Source organism: Segatella salivae DSM 15606, from assembly GCF_000185845.1.
GTDB lineage: Bacteria > Bacteroidota > Bacteroidia > Bacteroidales > Bacteroidaceae > Prevotella > Prevotella salivae.
This window is the reverse complement of sequence record NZ_GL629647.1, coordinates 1,897,342-1,914,574: the sequence shown is the minus strand read 5'-3', so window position 1 is coordinate 1,914,574 and position 17,233 is coordinate 1,897,342. Positions and strand designations below refer to the sequence as shown.

At 43.6% G+C, this 17,233-nt stretch carries 12 protein-coding genes and 1 pseudogene; 6 read left to right on the top strand and 7 right to left on the bottom strand.

Going from position 1 to position 17,233, the window contains the following annotated elements:
* Positions 1 to 10: 10 nt before the first annotated feature.
* The gene (locus HMPREF9420_RS07730) at positions 11 to 2,122 is read left to right on the top strand and encodes a S46 family peptidase (protein ID WP_007135014.1); all 2,112 of its coding nucleotides are present in this window, start codon (positions 11 to 13) and stop codon (positions 2,120 to 2,122) included.
* Positions 2,123 to 2,834: 712 nt separating this feature from the next.
* On the opposite strand, the gene HMPREF9420_RS07725 is transcribed toward HMPREF9420_RS07730, so the two are convergent.
* Positions 2,835 to 4,496, bottom strand: coding sequence for a nucleoside kinase (locus HMPREF9420_RS07725; protein ID WP_007135013.1), 1,662 nt, complete (start codon positions 4,494 to 4,496; stop codon positions 2,835 to 2,837).
* Positions 4,497 to 4,624: 128 nt separating this feature from the next.
* Between HMPREF9420_RS07725 and HMPREF9420_RS07720 the strand changes: the two genes are divergently transcribed.
* Together HMPREF9420_RS07720 and HMPREF9420_RS13290 are read left to right on the top strand one after the other, a co-directional pair.
* Positions 4,625 to 6,334 carry a Na/Pi cotransporter family protein gene (locus HMPREF9420_RS07720; RefSeq protein ID WP_007135012.1) on the top strand — a complete coding sequence of 570 codons (1,710 nt, stop codon included), beginning with the start codon at positions 4,625 to 4,627 and terminating at the stop codon, positions 6,332 to 6,334.
* A gap of 307 nt (positions 6,335 to 6,641) precedes the next feature.
* Positions 6,642 to 6,848, top strand: coding sequence for a lipopolysaccharide modification acyltransferase (locus HMPREF9420_RS13290; protein ID WP_248628092.1), 207 nt, complete (start codon positions 6,642 to 6,644; stop codon positions 6,846 to 6,848).
* Here HMPREF9420_RS13290 and HMPREF9420_RS14700 read toward each other — a convergent pair.
* Positions 6,805 to 7,047, bottom strand: a complete 243-nt coding sequence (locus HMPREF9420_RS14700; RefSeq protein ID WP_007135011.1) for a hypothetical protein — start codon at positions 7,045 to 7,047, stop codon at positions 6,805 to 6,807. The two genes, HMPREF9420_RS13290 and HMPREF9420_RS14700, sit on opposite strands and share 44 nt — an antisense overlap.
* A 378-nt stretch (positions 7,048 to 7,425) precedes the next feature.
* Positions 7,426 to 8,838, bottom strand: coding sequence for an aspartate ammonia-lyase (aspA, locus tag HMPREF9420_RS07710; RefSeq protein ID WP_007135010.1), 1,413 nt, complete (start codon positions 8,836 to 8,838; stop codon positions 7,426 to 7,428).
* Positions 8,839 to 9,709: 871 nt separating this feature from the next.
* Here aspA and HMPREF9420_RS07705 point away from each other — a divergent pair.
* The 3 genes from HMPREF9420_RS07705 to HMPREF9420_RS07695 all read left to right on the top strand — a co-directional run bounded on the left by HMPREF9420_RS07705 (position 9,710) and on the right by HMPREF9420_RS07695 (position 15,503).
* Positions 9,710 to 10,789, top strand: coding sequence for an efflux RND transporter periplasmic adaptor subunit (locus HMPREF9420_RS07705; protein ID WP_007135007.1), 1,080 nt, complete (start codon positions 9,710 to 9,712; stop codon positions 10,787 to 10,789).
* Between the two features lie 117 nt (positions 10,790 to 10,906).
* Positions 10,907 to 14,095 carry an efflux RND transporter permease subunit gene (locus tag HMPREF9420_RS07700; protein ID WP_007135006.1) on the top strand — a complete coding sequence of 1,063 codons (3,189 nt, stop codon included), beginning with the start codon at positions 10,907 to 10,909 and terminating at the stop codon, positions 14,093 to 14,095.
* On the top strand, positions 14,079 to 15,503 hold the full coding sequence (locus HMPREF9420_RS07695; RefSeq protein ID WP_007135005.1) for a TolC family protein: 1,425 nt from the start codon (positions 14,079 to 14,081) through the stop codon (positions 15,501 to 15,503). Before HMPREF9420_RS07700 ends, HMPREF9420_RS07695 begins: the two co-directional genes overlap by 17 nt.
* A 314-nt stretch (positions 15,504 to 15,817) precedes the next feature.
* On the opposite strand, the gene HMPREF9420_RS14695 is transcribed toward HMPREF9420_RS07695, so the two are convergent.
* The 4 genes and pseudogenes from HMPREF9420_RS14695 to HMPREF9420_RS14690 form a co-directional block, all read right to left on the bottom strand.
* Positions 15,818 to 16,054, bottom strand: a complete 237-nt coding sequence (locus HMPREF9420_RS14695) for a hypothetical protein (RefSeq protein ID WP_169309685.1) — start codon at positions 16,052 to 16,054, stop codon at positions 15,818 to 15,820.
* A 311-nt stretch (positions 16,055 to 16,365) separates the two neighbouring features.
* A complete protein-coding gene (locus tag HMPREF9420_RS14865; RefSeq protein WP_081457487.1) occupies positions 16,366 to 16,494 on the bottom strand; it encodes a hypothetical protein in 129 nt (42 codons plus the stop codon).
* Between the two features lie 445 nt (positions 16,495 to 16,939).
* Positions 16,940 to 17,080 carry a hypothetical protein gene (locus HMPREF9420_RS14230; RefSeq protein WP_169309699.1) on the bottom strand — a complete coding sequence of 47 codons (141 nt, stop codon included), beginning with the start codon at positions 17,078 to 17,080 and terminating at the stop codon, positions 16,940 to 16,942.
* Positions 17,081 to 17,160: 80 nt separating this feature from the next.
* Positions 17,161 to 17,233, bottom strand: a pseudogene (locus tag HMPREF9420_RS14690) (tetrahydrofolate synthase); the annotation flags it as partial.

Genomic DNA, 17,233 nt, shown 5'->3' with positions numbered 1-17,233 from the left:
ACTGAATCACATGAGAAAGAAACTACTTGGGATTCTTATCCCCTTATGCCTCTTTACATGCATCACTTCACGTGCAGATGAAGGCATGTGGACGCTTTATAACCTCCCAACTGCAGTCTTTAATCAGATGAAAGGCGAAGGATTTACACTGCCTTATGGTGCACTTTACAACAACGATGATGCCATAAAGAACAGCGTTGTGAACTTTTCGGGCTTCTGTTCTGGCGTAGTTGTCAGCCCCGATGGACTCGTTTTCACGAACCATCACTGTGGTTTTGAAGCCATAAGAAGCCACTCTTCCGTCGAACATGACTACATGTTGAATGGTTTTGTGGCTCAAAACTACGCCGAAGAACTACCTAACAAGAACATGTTTGTAAGCTTTATGGTGAGCCAAAAGGATGTAACTCCCGAGGTAATGAAGTTGGGTTTCGCCGCAATGGACCGCCATCATCAAGCCAAACTCCTTGATTCCTTGCAGAATGTACTTAGTGCTGAGGCCAAGAAACAAGACTCAACACTCCACGTTGACATTGATGCTTTCTATGAAGGAAACCGATATTACGCCACAACCTATCAGGACTTTACCGACCTAAGGCTTGTGTTCACCGTGCCAAAGTCCATGGGTAAGTTCGGAGGAGAGACCGATAATTGGATGTGGCCGCGTCAAACTTGCGACTTTAGTGTGTTTAGAATCTACGCCGATAAGAACAACCGACCGGCTGCTTACAATAAAGATAATGTGCCTTATCATCCAAAACATTGGGCGCCTGTAAGCCTTCAAGGGTATAAACAGGGTGACTTCTCGATGACAATGGGCTATCCCGGCAGCACAAGTCGCTATCTTTCAAGTTATGGAATACGTGAACGTCGCGACGCATTAAATGCTCCTCGCGCGCAGGTTCGTGGCGTTAAGCAAGATGTTATGACGCGACACATGCGGGCAAGTGAGGCTGTTCGCATCAAGTATGACTCTAAGTTTGCCCAGAGTGCGAACTATTGGAAGAACTCAATTGGCATGAACAAGTGCATTGATTCGATTGGACTCATTGCACAAAAGCAACGTTATGAGGACATCATTCGCCACTGGCAAGACTCTACAAGCTATCTAAAAGGACAGTTAGATTTCGTCAAAATGGCTCGCCTTTACAATGAACGCTTTGAACCAAGAAAGGCAGCTATGTACTTCCAAGAAACCTTTTTGCGCACCAACGAGCTTACCGATAGGGCATTAAAAGCCTTGACCAGCATGACAAAGAAAGACAAAAAGGGCGATTATGTGACGTTTGCTGACAACAGCAACACATGGGATGCGTCTCTTGATAAGGATGTACAGGCCGTGTTGTTAAAGAACTATCGCGAGCATGTTGATGCCAAATATCTCCCTGCTTTCTATCAAATCATCGACAAAAAGTTTGGTGGTGACTATCAAAAATATGTCAACTATCTTTGGGAAACCTCTGCTTTGATGAAGAAAGATGCCAAAGTTTATGTCACAAAGAAAGCCATTAAGAAAGATGCCGGCCTACAATATGGCGCACAACTCAAGGCAATGCGCGAGGTGTTTAACCATGCCCTTGATGCGACACGAGATAGCATTGACAACCAGGAACGAATGCTTTGTGCGGCTAAACTGCGTATGGAGGAAGACTTACCTCACTATAGTGATGCCAACTTTACTATGCGTTTATCCTATGGACAAGTAGGTGGTTTCGACCTCGGTGGACGCCCTTCAGGGTACTATACCACGGCAGAAAGCATCGTCGAAAAGATGAAACGGGGAGATAACGGGCTATTCGATTATAAGGCAGAACCCGTGATGCAGCAGCTGATGAGTGAGAAATCATTCGGCAAATACCAAGATAAGACGACGGGAAAGATGCAACTTTGCTTCCTAACTAATAATGATATTACGGGCGGAAACTCTGGTTCTCCGATGTTTAATGGCAAGGGAGAGCTCATTGGTTTGGCTTTCGATGGCAACTGGGATAGCTTGAGTAGCGACCTCAACTTCGACAACCGACTGGCTCGTTGCATTGGCGTTGACATTCGTTATGTGCTCTATATGATTGACAAATGGGGCCATGCCGACCGCTTAATCAAGGAGATTGGGGCAAAATAAAGCCTCAATGCCGTGATGCACTGACGCTACAAAGGGCATTGTTCAGCTGCGAAAACCCGATTTTCTTAGTCGAAACAAACCTTATATAAATAGGCATCACAACATATTTTGAAAGCAAAAACAAAGGGCGCGTATTTGAAACCATTGATATTTTGGATTCAAATACGCGCTGTTTTTTATCTTATTTTGAAACGCCTTGAATGTTGTTGCACGAAAAACACACTTTGTTAGACCTGCCATCTTGTAAAGATTATTATCCGCTTTTTAACACTTCACCACGTCATCAAATAGAAAGAAGACGACCATTTTAGTGTCCTCTTCTGCCCCTTTCCTGTATCTCAACCCAACATTCCTACCATTTTTCTAAGTCATTCCTATCATTTTAGGTCGCAAAATGACGCGCTTTGTCTCATTCTTTGCGTCAAAACAGGCCATGATTTGAGGCAGATTGCATGATTTTTCCACGTGATTTCACTCGCTCTTTTGACCTCTTTCATGAAACAAATTGACTCACAATAAGTTACGAACTCATTCAAAACTACGCGTGTTCAGCGCGAAAGTCTGAGACGTTTCAAATGCATTCATTATGAGAAGTCATTTGTAAAGGCTTTTGCTTTGCTTTAACCCATATTCCGCTTACCCTCTTTTGGACACAGAAAAGGGCCTAAAACGTGAATTAATAACCTTGTAGGCAGAGGCCAAGTTCGCGTTTTCAATACTTAAATGAGCTGCCACCGAGGAACTCTCTCAATAAAGAAGTGGGGGGTATATCGCGGTTACTGATAGGCTTAAAGTACTTTAAGAACTTCAGCAATCGATAGGCTTCGCTGTATTCTGGGGATGTTTCGGGCACCTGTTCCAATAGTGGTTCGGCCTGCGTTTTAAGCACAGCAAGTTCAAAAAGCATAGCCGTGTTGAAGACAGCATCGGCATTTTCCTGGTAGGGGAATATCCATTTGTTCTCTCCAGCGCGTACCGATGGCCAGCGATGAATGGTATCTTGCGCCGAAATTCCACGATACTTATTGTCTCGAACGATGCGACGCAGCAGACGGTTATCAGTAGTTGGGATATAGTTATGGTCGTCAAGGAGAATCGTTGTCAATGCCGATGCGTAGACACGGAACTTCTGTTGTTCTGGAATTTGAGCCGTAAGTTCGGGATTCAACGCATGGATTCCCTCAACAACCAGCACGTTATTGTCCGTCATTTTCAGTCGTTTTCCACTCTTTTCACTCTTTCCTTGCTGGAAGTTATACTTGGGAAGTTCAACCTCTTCGCCTCGAAACAGTGCATTAAACTGCCTATTAATGAGGTCTAAATTGAGTGCATAGATGCTCTCATAATCATATTCTCCCGAAGCATCCTTAGGCGTTTCATCTCGGTTTATGAAGTAATCGTCAAGACTAATCTGTAGGGGTTTGAGCCCATTGGCAAGCAGTTGAACAGACAAGCGCTTGCAAGTGGTGGTCTTTCCTGACGAAGACGGGCCTGCAAGCAGCACGAGTTTGACTCCCTTTCTGCTTGCAATCTCGTCGGCAATCTGGGCAATTTTCTTCTCCTGTAAAGCCTCACTGACGTTTATTAAGTCAGTAGCGTAGCCCAAAGTAACGGCTTCATTGAAATCGCCTACAGTGCGAACACCGAGTATCTCCTGCCACTTGTGATGCTCTTTGAATATCTCAAACATCTTGTCTTGAGGGATAATATCAGGCAAAACGGCTGGATTTTCAATAGAAGGGACGCGTAAGAGCAAGCCATCATAATACTTATCAAGCCCGAAAAGATAAAGTTTCTTCGTGTTGGTCAACAGCGATCCGTAATAAAAGTCAATGTAATCGTCAATCTCATAATAAGTAGTGTAGAGCCGACCAGCACTCTCCAAGAGCTTCGCTTTAGCCTCGTCACCTCGTTCTCTGAACATTGTTATCGCCTGTTCTGTGGGAACTTCGAAGCGCTTTATAGGCAAATGAGCGTCAATAATCTCTTGAATGCGCTGATGAATGCATTCAACATCGGTTGGCGTTACAGGGTGTCCGAGTTGCAAATTGACGTAATAGCCGTTGGAAACAGGTATATCTATGATGACATAACTTTTGGGATAAAGATCATGAACGGCTTTACAGAGCACGAAAAACAAAGTTCGTGTGTAGTTGCGTGAAGCCGAAGGAGCTTGCATATTCAAGAATTCCACGTCCTTACTATGGTATACTCGATAATGCATTCCCTCCACTTTGTTATTTACTTTGGCACAAATAGGGCCATAAGGTAGAGTCAGTTTAAATTGTGAAAAAACATCAGAAAGTGTGCTTCCAATAGCAACTTTCTCCGTTTTTTTATTATTTTTGCAACGTATTTGCACTTCTTGTTTCATATCGTTAATATTTATCTGTGATACAATATGTGTTTGAGTTTGCCTAAGCGTGAGGCATATCAGGCTGTTCAAAGGTAGGAAAAAGTTGGCAGATTGTATAATTCTGGCATTACAAATTAAATTAAAATATGTCGATTTGGATAATTTTTAGGCTCATAGGTGCATTAGCTTTACTAATGTTTGGTATGAAATCAATGAGCGATAGCTTACAGAAGATGGCGGGACCTCAGCTTCGTCATGTCCTCGGAGCAATGACAACAAACCGCTTTACAGGTATTCTTACCGGTACATTTATCACTGCAGCAGTGCAAAGTTCGACTGCAACGACGGTCATGACGGTGTCATTTGTTAATGCCGGTCTACTCACTTTAGCGCAAGCAATCTCTGTAATCATGGGCGCAAACATAGGTACTACGCTCACAGCTTGGATTATGAGTGCAGGCTTTTCGTTTAATATTACCGACTTTGTTTGGCCTGCTTTCTTCATCGCTATTATCCTTATATACTCTAAAAAGCGTAAGATCATCGGCGATTTCATCTTTGGTGTCTCGTTCATGTTCCTCGGATTAGGAACTCTAAGGCAAACAGGCATCGACATGGATCTGGCACATAACCAGCCCGTTTTAGCCTTCTTTGCTTCCTTTGACCCTAATAGCTTCGTCACAACTATTGTATTTTTGCTCATAGGTAGCTTGCTAACGATGTGTGTTCAGAGTTCCGCCGCCATCATGGCGATAACAATGATCCTCTGCTCGAGTGGCGTTTTACCCATCTATCAGGGTATAGCTTTGGTGATGGGAGAGAACATTGGTACGACGGTTACATCCAATATAGCGGCTCTAACGGCTAATACGCAGGCACGAAGAGCGGCATTTGCCCACATGTTCTTTAATCTTTTTGGAGTTATTTGGGTGCTAATGATCTTCAAACCTTTCATCAATATGGTCTGTGGTTTCGTTGGTTTCGACGAATACATGACCAAAGGTGACCCCCACTTCTTAGCCAATGCAGCGAAGTTAAGCTTTGTACTTGCGGCATTCCACACCACATTTAACCTCGCAAACACATGTATTTTGGTGGGCTTTATCAAGCAGATTGAAAAGATAGTTTGCTTGGTTATCAAACCTAAGAAGCAAGCCGATGAGGACGAATTCCGCTTGCGTTTCATCCAATCGGGTATCATGAAGACTCCTGAACTCTCTGTACTTGAAGCGCAAAAAGAGATTACCAGTTTCGCAGAACGCATCCAACGAATGTTCGGAATGGTTCGTTCGCTGCTCGAAGAGAAAGATGAAAAGGTGTTCTTAAAGACATATACGCGCATCGAAAAATACGAAGGAATCAGTGATAACATGGAAGTGGAGATAGCAAACTACTTGAATGAGGTCAGCGACTCACACTTAAGTGACGACACTAAGGCTAAGATTCGCGCTATGTTACGTGAGATTAGCGAGATAGAAAGCATCGGAGATAGCTGTTATAACATGGCCCGCACCATCAATCGACGCTTTACCAGCAAGGAAGACTTTACCGCTCAACAATACGATCACATTCATCAGATGTTCAACTTAACTAATAATGCGCTCGAACAAATGAACTATATGTTCAATCATAGCCGTGAAACGGTAGACGTGAACAAGTCATTCAACATCGAGAATGAAATCAATAATTTCCGCAATCAGTTGAGAACCGAGAACATCAATGACGTGAACTCGCACACCTATACCTATACTATAGGAACGATGTACATGGACTTGATTCAGGAATGTGAGAAACTTGGCGACTACGTTGTTAACGTTGTAGAAGCCAGAATGAATACAAAACAACACGATGTATAAGGTAAACATAAAACCACGACAATGCTATCCTCTCGCTATGTGCGGATAGTGATGTCGTGGATTTATGAAAATCGTCGTGTGATTTGCCCTGTTTTACCGCATGAAATGACGCTTTTTATCGCGTGATTTGCCCTATTTTACACGATGATATGACGCAGATTATATCGTCATTTAACGCAGTTTGTAATGTATTTGTAGTTCAACGCTGAAGGCGTTGTACTTTTTATAACCTAAGGTTAGCGTCAGCCTACCTTAGGTTATGCATGATTAAGGAGATCAATGCCGTAGGTGTTGTACCAATGTCCCAATGAATGTATTTAGCAATAGAAATGCCCTCATGGTGCAACGCCGTAGGTGTTGTGCTTTTGATAGCCCAGGGTTGGCGAGCGAAAGCGAAGGCTACCCTGGGTCATTTGCCGTGAGTAGCAACAACGCTGTAGGCGTTGTACCTTTTATTCCTCGGTATTTTATCACGGCATTCCACGCAGAAAAAGCACAACACCTACGGCGTTGACCTCCTCACTACATACATAACCCAGGGTAGGCTGACGCCAACCCTGGGCTATCAAAAGCACAACGCCTACAGCGTTGATTTCCTCTTGCGATGTTGTTCCACGCAAACCATACACTACCCAAAGGTAGTTCGCGCTATCGCTTGACAACCTTAGACTATCAAAAACGCAATGCTTACAACATTGATAGGAATATTCCATATGACAACCAGCGTCATTTCATGATGTAATTTGATGCAGATTACCGCATGAAATGACACAAATCATCATATAATTTGCCCTATTTTACACGATGATATGACGCAGATTATTGTCTCCTTTCAAAAGATCAATAGGGCAAGCTCCGTAACTTACTGACTTTCTTTCATTTATTTAGCAACAAGATTTCAGGCATACTCAGAAACAAAGTGGGCTCTTTGGGCTTAGTTTCCATTGCCTTCATCGACCGACTAATTAAAACAGACATTCAGACTTATACAACATAAGGAGATGATTTGGTTAAAGGGACGAGGCTATAAGCATAAAAAAGAGGCTGCAGGGATAATTCCTTGCAGCCTCTTTTCTTTTGAAGTAGATGATTTATTTAATAAACTTATGCGATGCAAGCATATTCTTTGGATCGAGAGCTTCGTCAAGTTCTTCTTTCGTTAGCAAGCCTTTTTCGAGTACAATGTCGTAAACGGAGCGGTTAGTCTCAAGGGCTTCCTTCGCAACCTTTGTGCTATTCTTGTATCCAATGTATGGATTGAGCGCGGTAACGATGCCGATTGAGTTCTTAACCATTTCGTAACAACGTTCTTTGTTGACTGTAATGCCGAGCACACATTCCTCAGTTAACGTGTCAATAGCATTGTGAAGCCACCACAAACTCTCGAAGAGACACTCGGTGATTACAGGCTCCATAACGTTTAATTCAAGTTGACCTGCCTCGGCAGCAAACGTTACTGTGGTGTCGTTTCCTATGACTTTGAAACATACTTGATTAGTAACTTCTGGGATAACGGGATTGACTTTACCTGGCATAATCGATGAACCTGGGGCCTTAGGAGGCAGATTTATCTCGTTAAGACCACAGCGCGGACCAGATGCCATGAGGCGGAAGTCGTTGCAAATCTTAGAGAGTTTCACTGCCAAACGCTTCAAAGCACCACTGAAACTGACGTAAGCGCCTGTGTCAGGAGTAGCTTCTACGAGGTCGATTGCAGACACAAAAGGTTCTCCAGTGAGTTTACTTAGGTTGGCAGCACATAGCTTTGCAAAGCCCGGTACAGCGTTAAGACCTGTTCCAATGGCTGTACCACCCATGTTAATCTCATGTAAGAGTTTGATGTTTCGTTCCAAGTTGAGAATCTCTTCCTCAAGATTGTTGGCATAAGCATTAAACTCTTGGCCCGCTGTCATAGGCACTGCATCCTGCAACTGGGTGCGTCCCATCTTCAAAACATCCTTGAACTCTTCGCCCTTATAACGCAAAGCACTAATCAATCCCGTTAGACTGGCCACAAGACTCTTATTCATTCGGATGAGCGCAAGACGTATAGTAGTGGGATAAACATCATTAGTGCTCTGACCACAATTAACATGATCGTTAGGATAACAATACTGATATTCTCCCTTTTTGTGTCCCATTATCTCAAGAGCTCGGTTGGCTATCACCTCATTGGCATTCATATTAACCGATGTTCCGGCTCCACCTTGCATCATATCTATAGGGAAATCCTCGTGAAACTTACCGTCAATAATCTCTTGACAGGCTTGACTTATGGCACCAGATATCTCATCATTGATCACGCCTAAGCTGTGATTGGTTTGCACTGCAGCTAATTTCACGTAGGCAATTGCCACAACATAGTCGGGATAATCACGCATTTTCTTTCGTGAAATGTGGTAGTTGTTGATTCCACGCTGTGTTTGTACGCCATAATAAGCATCGATTGGCACTTTAAGTTCGCCCAAAAGATCGGACTCTACTCTAAATTTTTCTTCTGACATAGGTGTTGTTTTTGAAGTGTTTACTATGGAATGGAGTCATCTTTACTATCGAAAGGTGCTCCGATTCCGGTAAATAAATAAATTCTTTTGATTGCTAAGAAGTCGGCTCTTGCCGCAGTTTATCATGCCTATCCTGCCCTTTCGCGAGGAAAAGTGAGGCATAGGGGCCGACAAGTTGATGAAAATGAAAGCCCCTATTATATATAAGGTATAGACGTTTTGCTTTGATTGACTCGCTACTCAGCACTGATGCGCAGCACGATTCACGTTGAAAAGCGCCCTTTTCTATCGTGAGAAGGGACGACACCGACAACGAATTCGGCAGAGAAATCAACTGAGATGATGCCATATAAGCAATGATAACGTTTTATAGAAACAAACTTTTTGTCTCGTTCTTAAATACAAAGATAAATGAAAAATGTCATAACTTATTTACAAAATCCTGCATTGTTTTTGTAAAAAAGCAAACAAATCATCTTGTTTTCTTAAAGGAGTTATAGAGATGCTTCTGTTGTATGATGCACCTCATAGTGTTTTATTTCAGAACGCTGAAAGCCGAATGATAACCCATGCTGCATCCAAAGGCAAAGACCATAAAGGAGGATTAAAAAACACAACAAGTGAGATGCGCTCACAATTCCTATGATTTTGTAGCGTAATCTGGGGCAAAACGCACAACGAAATGAGGCAGATTACAAGATGATTAACCTCACTTTACATTATATGAAAATAGAGTTAAAGAAGCAATTAATTTCTATCTATTAAGTCTTTTTAATGATAGATTTACAGCAACCTACTTAAAAAATCCATAAATTTGTATTTAATTCTTGAATCATTAGTAAAAGATAATCGGATAACCCATTAGTTAGGTATGAAAAAAGAGATGCTGTTGATGGCTATCATCACGTTGATTGTAGTCACAGGATGCCGCAAAAACAAGGAAAACAGCGACCAAACGGTCTACGCAGTAACGTCTCCTTGGGTAACCAATACACAAGTTTCAAAGGACTATGTGGCCAATATTGAATCGCGAAAAAACATAGAAGTACGCGCGCAGCAGGAGGGAATCTTGCAGCAAGTCTATGTCACTGAAGGACAACAGGTGCGAGCCGGTCAGCCGCTTTTCCGCATTTCGATTGTTGGAGCGCAACAGAATGTGGCGCGGGCAAAGGCAGAAGCCGAGCAAGCACGCATTGAACTGCAAAACACAACAACGCTAACGAGGGGGCAAATTGTTTCGCCCAACGCACAAAAGATGGCTAAAGCGAAGCTCAATGCAGCCTTAGCAGATTATAAATTGGCGCAGATTCAAGCACGATTATGCTTAATCAGCGCCCCATTTACAGGCGTTATAGGAAGTCTTCCGAAAAAGATTGGAAGCTTAGTGCAGGGAGGTGACTTGCTCACTACACTATCCGACAACTCGTCACTCAACGTATATTTCAACATCTCTGAACCCGAATATATAGACTATCAGCAACATTCTGCCGAACGAAATAAACTTCCTTTGACGCTGATTCTTGCCAATGGAAGCGCCTTTTCGGCTAAAGGCTACATCCAAAATATAGCTGGTGAGTTTGACAGTAGCTCTGGAAATATTGCTCTTCGCGCCCACTTTGCCAATCCGAAAGGCTTGCTTCGCAATGGCGAAACAGGCACAGTGCGCATCAATATGCCTTTACACAACGTGTTGGTAATCCCACAACAGGCCACGTATGAAGAGGAAGACCGCCGCTATGTGTTTGTTGTTGATGGCGCAGGCTATGCACATTCACGCGAGATTAAAGTGGCATTTGAACAGCCAGAGGTGTTTATTATCGCCGAAGGACTAACTGCCAACGACAAGATTCTATTGAGTGGAGTGCAGAAAGTGCATGATGGTCAACACGTAAAGACGCGTTATTACACACCAAGTAAAGCCATGAAGCGTGTTCAACTGAATGCCGACTAAGGCTTTCAGGTGGCTTTTCATCACGCTTTACAACCGAAAAAAGTTCTCACACCATATTATTTCATGATGAGAACAACCATATATAAGAAGAAAAAAAGACGCTAATAAACAGTCAATATGTTTCAAAAGTTTATTCGAAGACCAGTACTTGCCATCGTTGTTTCATTGGTAATCGTCTTCATTGGCATTCTTTCGCTGTTCAATTTACCCATTACTCAGTTCCCATCTATATCCCCTCCAAAGGTTAATGTGGTAGCCGATTATCCGGGAGCCAATAATGAACTGATGATAAAGTCAGTGCTTATACCTCTTGAACAGGCACTGAATGGTGTGCCGGGAATGAAGTATATCGAGTCGGATGCAGGCAATGACGGCGAAGGAGAGATAAACATTGTCTTCAAACTCGGTACAGATCCCAACGTCGATGCCATCAATGTGCAAAACCGAGTGTCGGCAGCGACCAACAAACTACCGCCAGCTGTTGTGCGCGAAGGTGTGAAAATATCTCGTGAGGAGCCTAATATCCTCATGTATATCAACCTATATAGCGATGATCCTAAAGTCGATCAGAACTTCCTTTTCAATTATGCGGACATCAATATCTCCCCAGAACTCGCCCGCGTTGATGGCGTTGGAGATCTTGATATCCTTGGAACGAGGAGCTTTGCCATGCGTGTTTGGCTCAAGCCTGATAAGCTTACGGCCTATGGTTTGTCTGCAAGCGACATCACAGATGCCTTACAACAGCAGAGCATTGAAGCCTCTCCAGGCAAGCTTGGGGAAAGTTCGGGCAAGCATGCACAAAGCTTTGAGTATGTGTTGAAGTATCCGGGACGTTATACAACGCCTGAAGAGTATAGCAATATTGTCGTGAAATCAACTCCTGATGGGCAATTTATTAGACTTAAAGATGTAGCAGATGTGAGCCTCGGGAGTGAGGTTTATGACATATATTCTACGTTGAATGGTCACCCGTCTGCAGCCATAACACTGAAACAAGCCTATGGATCGAACGCAAGACAAGTTATTCAGAACGTCAAGAAAACTATGGCTCATCTTCAAAAAGACATGCCAAAGGGCATGCATTATGAGTTGAGTTATGACATCAGTAGATTCCTTGATGCCTCTATAGAAAAGGTTATTCACACGCTGTTTGAAGCCTTTATACTCGTTGGTTTCGTTGTATTCTTGTTCCTTGGAGACTGGCGTTCAGCCCTCATTCCATGCCTTGCAGTCCCTGTTTCGCTAATAGGTAGCTTCGCAGTCATGAATGCTTTCGGCATAACGCTTAACATGATATCGCTCTTTGCCTTAGTAATGGCGATAGGAATCGTGGTCGATGATGCCATTGTGGTAATCGAAGCAGTCAATGTGAAGATAGCCCAAGAAGGCTTAGAACCTTTGGAAGCCACGCAAAAGGCAATGAAAGAAATCAGTGGAGCCATAGTTGCCGTAACGTTGGTTATGGCATCTGTGTTCATTCCTGTAGCCTTTATGGGTGGCCCAGAAGGCATGTTTTATCGGCAGTTTTCAATCACAATAGCTTCTGGAATCGTGCTTTCGGGCTTCACAGCCCTAACACTTACGCCCTCGCTTTGTGCGCTAATATTGACTCGGGAGCGTGATAACCACATCAAAAAGACGTGGCTTAATCGTGTACTTGATAAGTTTAATGCAGGCTTTGACAAAGGAATCGGCGGCTATCGCAACGTGCTTCAACGCACTGTTTCGAGGAAGATTATCACGCTTCCGCTATTACTTTTGTTCTGCATTGGAGCCTTCTTTATCAACAATTCGTTACCTTCGGGCTTTATTCCTCAAGAAGATCAGGGCATGATTTACGCTGTAATTGAGACACCACCTGGTGCTACTATTGAGCGAACGAATAAGGTTGCACATCAACTTGCGAGTATAATTGCAAAGGAAGATGGCGTAGAAAGTGTGTCTTCTTTGGCTGGATATGAGATCCTTTCTGAAGGAACCAGTGCTAACTCTGGTTCGTGTTTGATTAATCTTAAGCCTTGGAAGGAACGCAGTCGGACGGCAAAAGAGATTCTCAATGACCTTGAAAACAAGTGCCAACAGATAACAGATGCCAACATAGAATTCTTCGAACCACCTTCTATTCCAGGCTATGGTGCGGCGTCAGGTTTCGAGCTTCGACTTCTCGATAAGACTGGAAGTAACGACTATCATGCTATGGAAAAGGTCAGCAAGAGCTTCGTTTCAGCTCTTAATAAACGTCCAGAGATAGGCTCAGCCTTTACCTTTTACTCGGCCAGTTTCCCTCAATACATGCTCCGAGTAGATAATAATATCGCCGCACAAAAAGGCATTACGCTCGGTACAGCCATGGATAATCTCTCCACATTGATTGGTTCTGACTACGAAACGGGCTTCGTTCGATTTGGTAAGCCCTATAAGGTCATCGTGCAAGCCGACCCAAAATATCGTGCTTTTCCACAAGACTTGATGCAGTTAAATGTTAAGAATAACCAGGGTGAAATGGTGCCTTATGCCGACTTCTTACACATGGAAAAGGTATATGGAATGAGTGAGATGACGCGGCATAATCTATATAATTCTGCCGAAGTTACAGGCTCAGCAGCAGCTGGATACAGTAGTGGTCAGGCCATCAAAGCTATCGAAGAGGTGGCTGCTTCGACGCTACCTCACGGCTATGATTACGACTTTGCCGGCATCACTAAAGACGAAGTAGACCAAGGAAACCAAGCGTTGATCATCTTTATTGTATGTCTAACGTTCGTCTATCTCATCCTTTCAGCACAATATGAGAACTTCCTTTTGCCACTTCCAATCATTACTTGTCTACCCGCGGGTATCTGTGGAACGTTCATTTTCCTAAAACTCACGGGATTGGAAAACAACATCTACGCCCAAGTTGCTATGGTAATGCTAATTGGTTTGCTTGGAAAGAATGCCGTGTTAATGGTAGAATATGCCGTGCAACGCCACAACTTAGGCAAGAGTATACGTGCAGCGGCCATTGAAGGTGCGGCAGCTCGCTTCCGTCCTATACTCATGACATCGTTCGCTTTCATAGCCGGCTTGTTGCCATTAGTATTTGCTCACGGTGCAGGGGCTATTGGAAACCGAACCATTGGCACGGCAGCTGCGGGTGGAATGCTATTCGGAACATGCTTCGGACTCATTCTTGTTCCGGGCTTATATTATATCTTTGGGCGCATGGCCGACCATGTAAAGATGGTTCGTTACCAACGAAACAAGCCATTGACTGAGGAGAAAGACAAACGATATAAACTTGAAAATGATGAAAAGAAATAATATTTTCCTTCTTATTCTGCTTGCCATCGGAGTGTCATCTTGCAAGACTCCCCAAGCGACGCAAGTCAATAGCCGCACGCGTTTGCAGCTACCCACGCAATATAATGGTGATACGCTAACGGCGAAGACTACGCCTACGTCATGGAAAATGTTTTTCACCGACCCACAACTCAAGGCACTTATCGACTCCGCTTTAGTCAATAATCAAGACTTAAAGATAACATTGCAGCAGATAGCTGTGGCAAAAAGCGGAATGATTGCAGCCAAAGGAGCCATGCTTCCATCGCTTTCCGTGGGGGCTGAAGTAGGAGTTAGCAAGGCCGGACGATACACAAGTGAGGGTGCCGGCAATGCTTCTACCGAGATGACTCCAGGAAAACTCATCCCCGATCCACTCATGAACTATCACCCGGGCTTTGCTTTTGACTGGGAACTCGACCTCTTTGGCAAGTTGAAGTCAAGCAAAAAAGCGGCTGTCGAGCGTTATTTGGCAACCTTAGAAGGCCAGAATGCCGTGCGCGCTTCATTGATTTCACAAGTCGCAAGCAATTATTATACCTTGTTGGCCTTAGATAACAAGCTCGCACTTATACGCAAATATATAGATCTTCAGCGTCAGGCGGAGAAGATAGCAGAGATACAAAAGGAGGCCGATAGCGACACAGAACTGGCTGTTGAGAAGTTCAAAGCAGAGCTTGCAAAGGCGCGTTCGCAGGAGTTTGCATTGAAACAAGAGATTACTGAATGTGAAAATGCACTCAACTTACTGCTCGGTCGTTACCCAACCCCTATTCAACGAGACGCCAAACAGTTGTTGAATGAAGACGTGAAAACAATCGTTACAGGACTTCCTTCCAATCTCCTGAGCCACCGACCCGATATCCGTCAGGCTGAACATGAACTCGCTGCAGCGCATTGGGACATTGAAACGGCGCGCAAAGCCTTCTTGCCTTCGGTGAACATTAGTGCCACTTTAGGACTTGAAGCCTTTAATCCTACCTACCTAACGCGTATGCCTAAGTCACTCGCTTACAGTGTCGTGGGAGGACTAACTGCACCACTTATCAACCGAAAAGCTATCGAAGCTAACTTCCAACAGGCTGACGCCGCACAGCTACAAGCCTTATATGAATATGACAAAACACTGCTCACAGCTTATTCTGAGGTATGTACGCTGCTGTCAAAGCATAAGAATCTCGCCGCCTATTATGCGTTAAAAGAGGAAGAAGTGAAGACTTTGGAACACTCGGTTGAAGTATCTCATCAACTCTATATGAACGGACGAGCTACTTATCTCGATGTACTTGAGGCCGAACGCGATGCACTTGATGCCCAAATGGAACTGCTTGAAACTCGTCAACAGCAGCTTTCCTGTGTCGTAGACCTATATAGAAGTCTTGGAGAATAAGGCTCATCAAACTCAAAAGCAAATGATTTTTTGAAATAATTTATTCGTAATCATAAAATTTTTCAGCGGCAAACATATTGTGATTTTGATTTAGGTATGCTTATAAACAAGAACCATCACATTATGTTTCTATATAAAACGCATTGAGAAATACACATATCAACGCCATAGGTGTTGTGCTTTCTAAGCGCAAACCGCCATGAATTCAAACGTGAGAAAACGTGAACAAGAATATAAAAAGAACGTTTCAACGCCGTAGGTGTTGTGCTTTTGATAGCCCAGGGTTGCCAAACGATAGCGCAGGCTACCCTGGGTTAGCGTATGGTTTGTGGGGAACAACGCCGTAGGTGTTGCGCTTTTTTTGAGTAATCCGTCACTAAAGGTTTCATTGTAAGCATGCCTTTATAGAAAAAGCTCAACACCGATGGCGTTGAATCTCCTTGCGAACGTTTACCCGGGGTAGGCTCGTTCCTCGCCAACCCCGGGCTATCAAAAGAACAACTCGTACCGAGTTGCGTGGTGAGGGCATTTATATTGCAAAATTCATTCATTGGAATAATAGCGCAATACCGACGGCATTGCGTTGTTACAACATTTATAATGGTGGATGTATCCACCGAAATATTGGCATATTTTACTATTTATTTATTCGCATGTTAGCGTCAATTATATTATGAAATGAACGTTTCAACGCCGTAGGTGTTGTGCTTTTGATAGCCCAGGGTTGCCAAACGATAGTGCAGGCTACCCTGGGTTAGCGTATGTTGTGTGGGGAACAACGCCATAGGTGTTGCGCTTTTTTTTATTAATCCGCCATAAAAAGTTTCATTGTAAGCATGCCTTCACAGAAAAAGCTCAACACCTATGGCGTCGAATCTCCTTGTGGATGCTCACCCGGGGTAGGCTCGTTCCTCGCCAACCCCGAGCTATCAAAAGAACAACTCGTACCGAGTTGCAAGATGAGGGAATTTATATTGTAAAATACATTCATTGAAATAATAACACAATACCAACGCAGTTGCGAGATGAAACAATTGTGAGGGTGGCGTGGTTGATAATAAAATGTAAAATAGTGTAAGGGAAACAAAGCCCCACCCCCAGCCCTTTGCTTTCCTCGTTTCGCAGGCTTCACGAACAGCGACCTATGGTTCTCCGAAGAGGGAGGGGAGTAGTTAGCCATGGAAATGGAGGGTGTTGTTTGAGGGTTAATTAGAAATGTAGATGTCGTTGATAATAAAGCGTAAAATGATTTAATGCAAATCAGCGCGTAATATGCCGCATTTTACACGATGAAATGACGCAGATTATCGTGTGAAATGGTACAAATTGTTGCATGAAATATTGGATATTAAATTATGCCTCGATACATATTGTTTCACAAATTATTTGAATCGACGTCGCAGATAATGGTTATTTCCGCGTGACAAGCCATTAAATCATGTTGTAAGACGAAACAAATCGTATCGAAAAATACATGTTTCAACGCCGTAGGTGTTGCGCTTTTGATAGCCCAGGGTTGCCAAACGATAGTGCAGGCTACCCTGGGTTAGCGTATGTTGTGTGGGGAACAACGCCATAGGTGTTGCGCTTTTTTTGATTAATCTGCCATAAAAGGTTTCATTGTAAGCGTGCCTTCACAGAAAAAGCTCAACACCGATGGCGTTGAATCTCCTTGCAAACGTTTACCCGGGGTAGGCTCGTTCCTCGCCAACCCCGGGCTATCAAAAGAA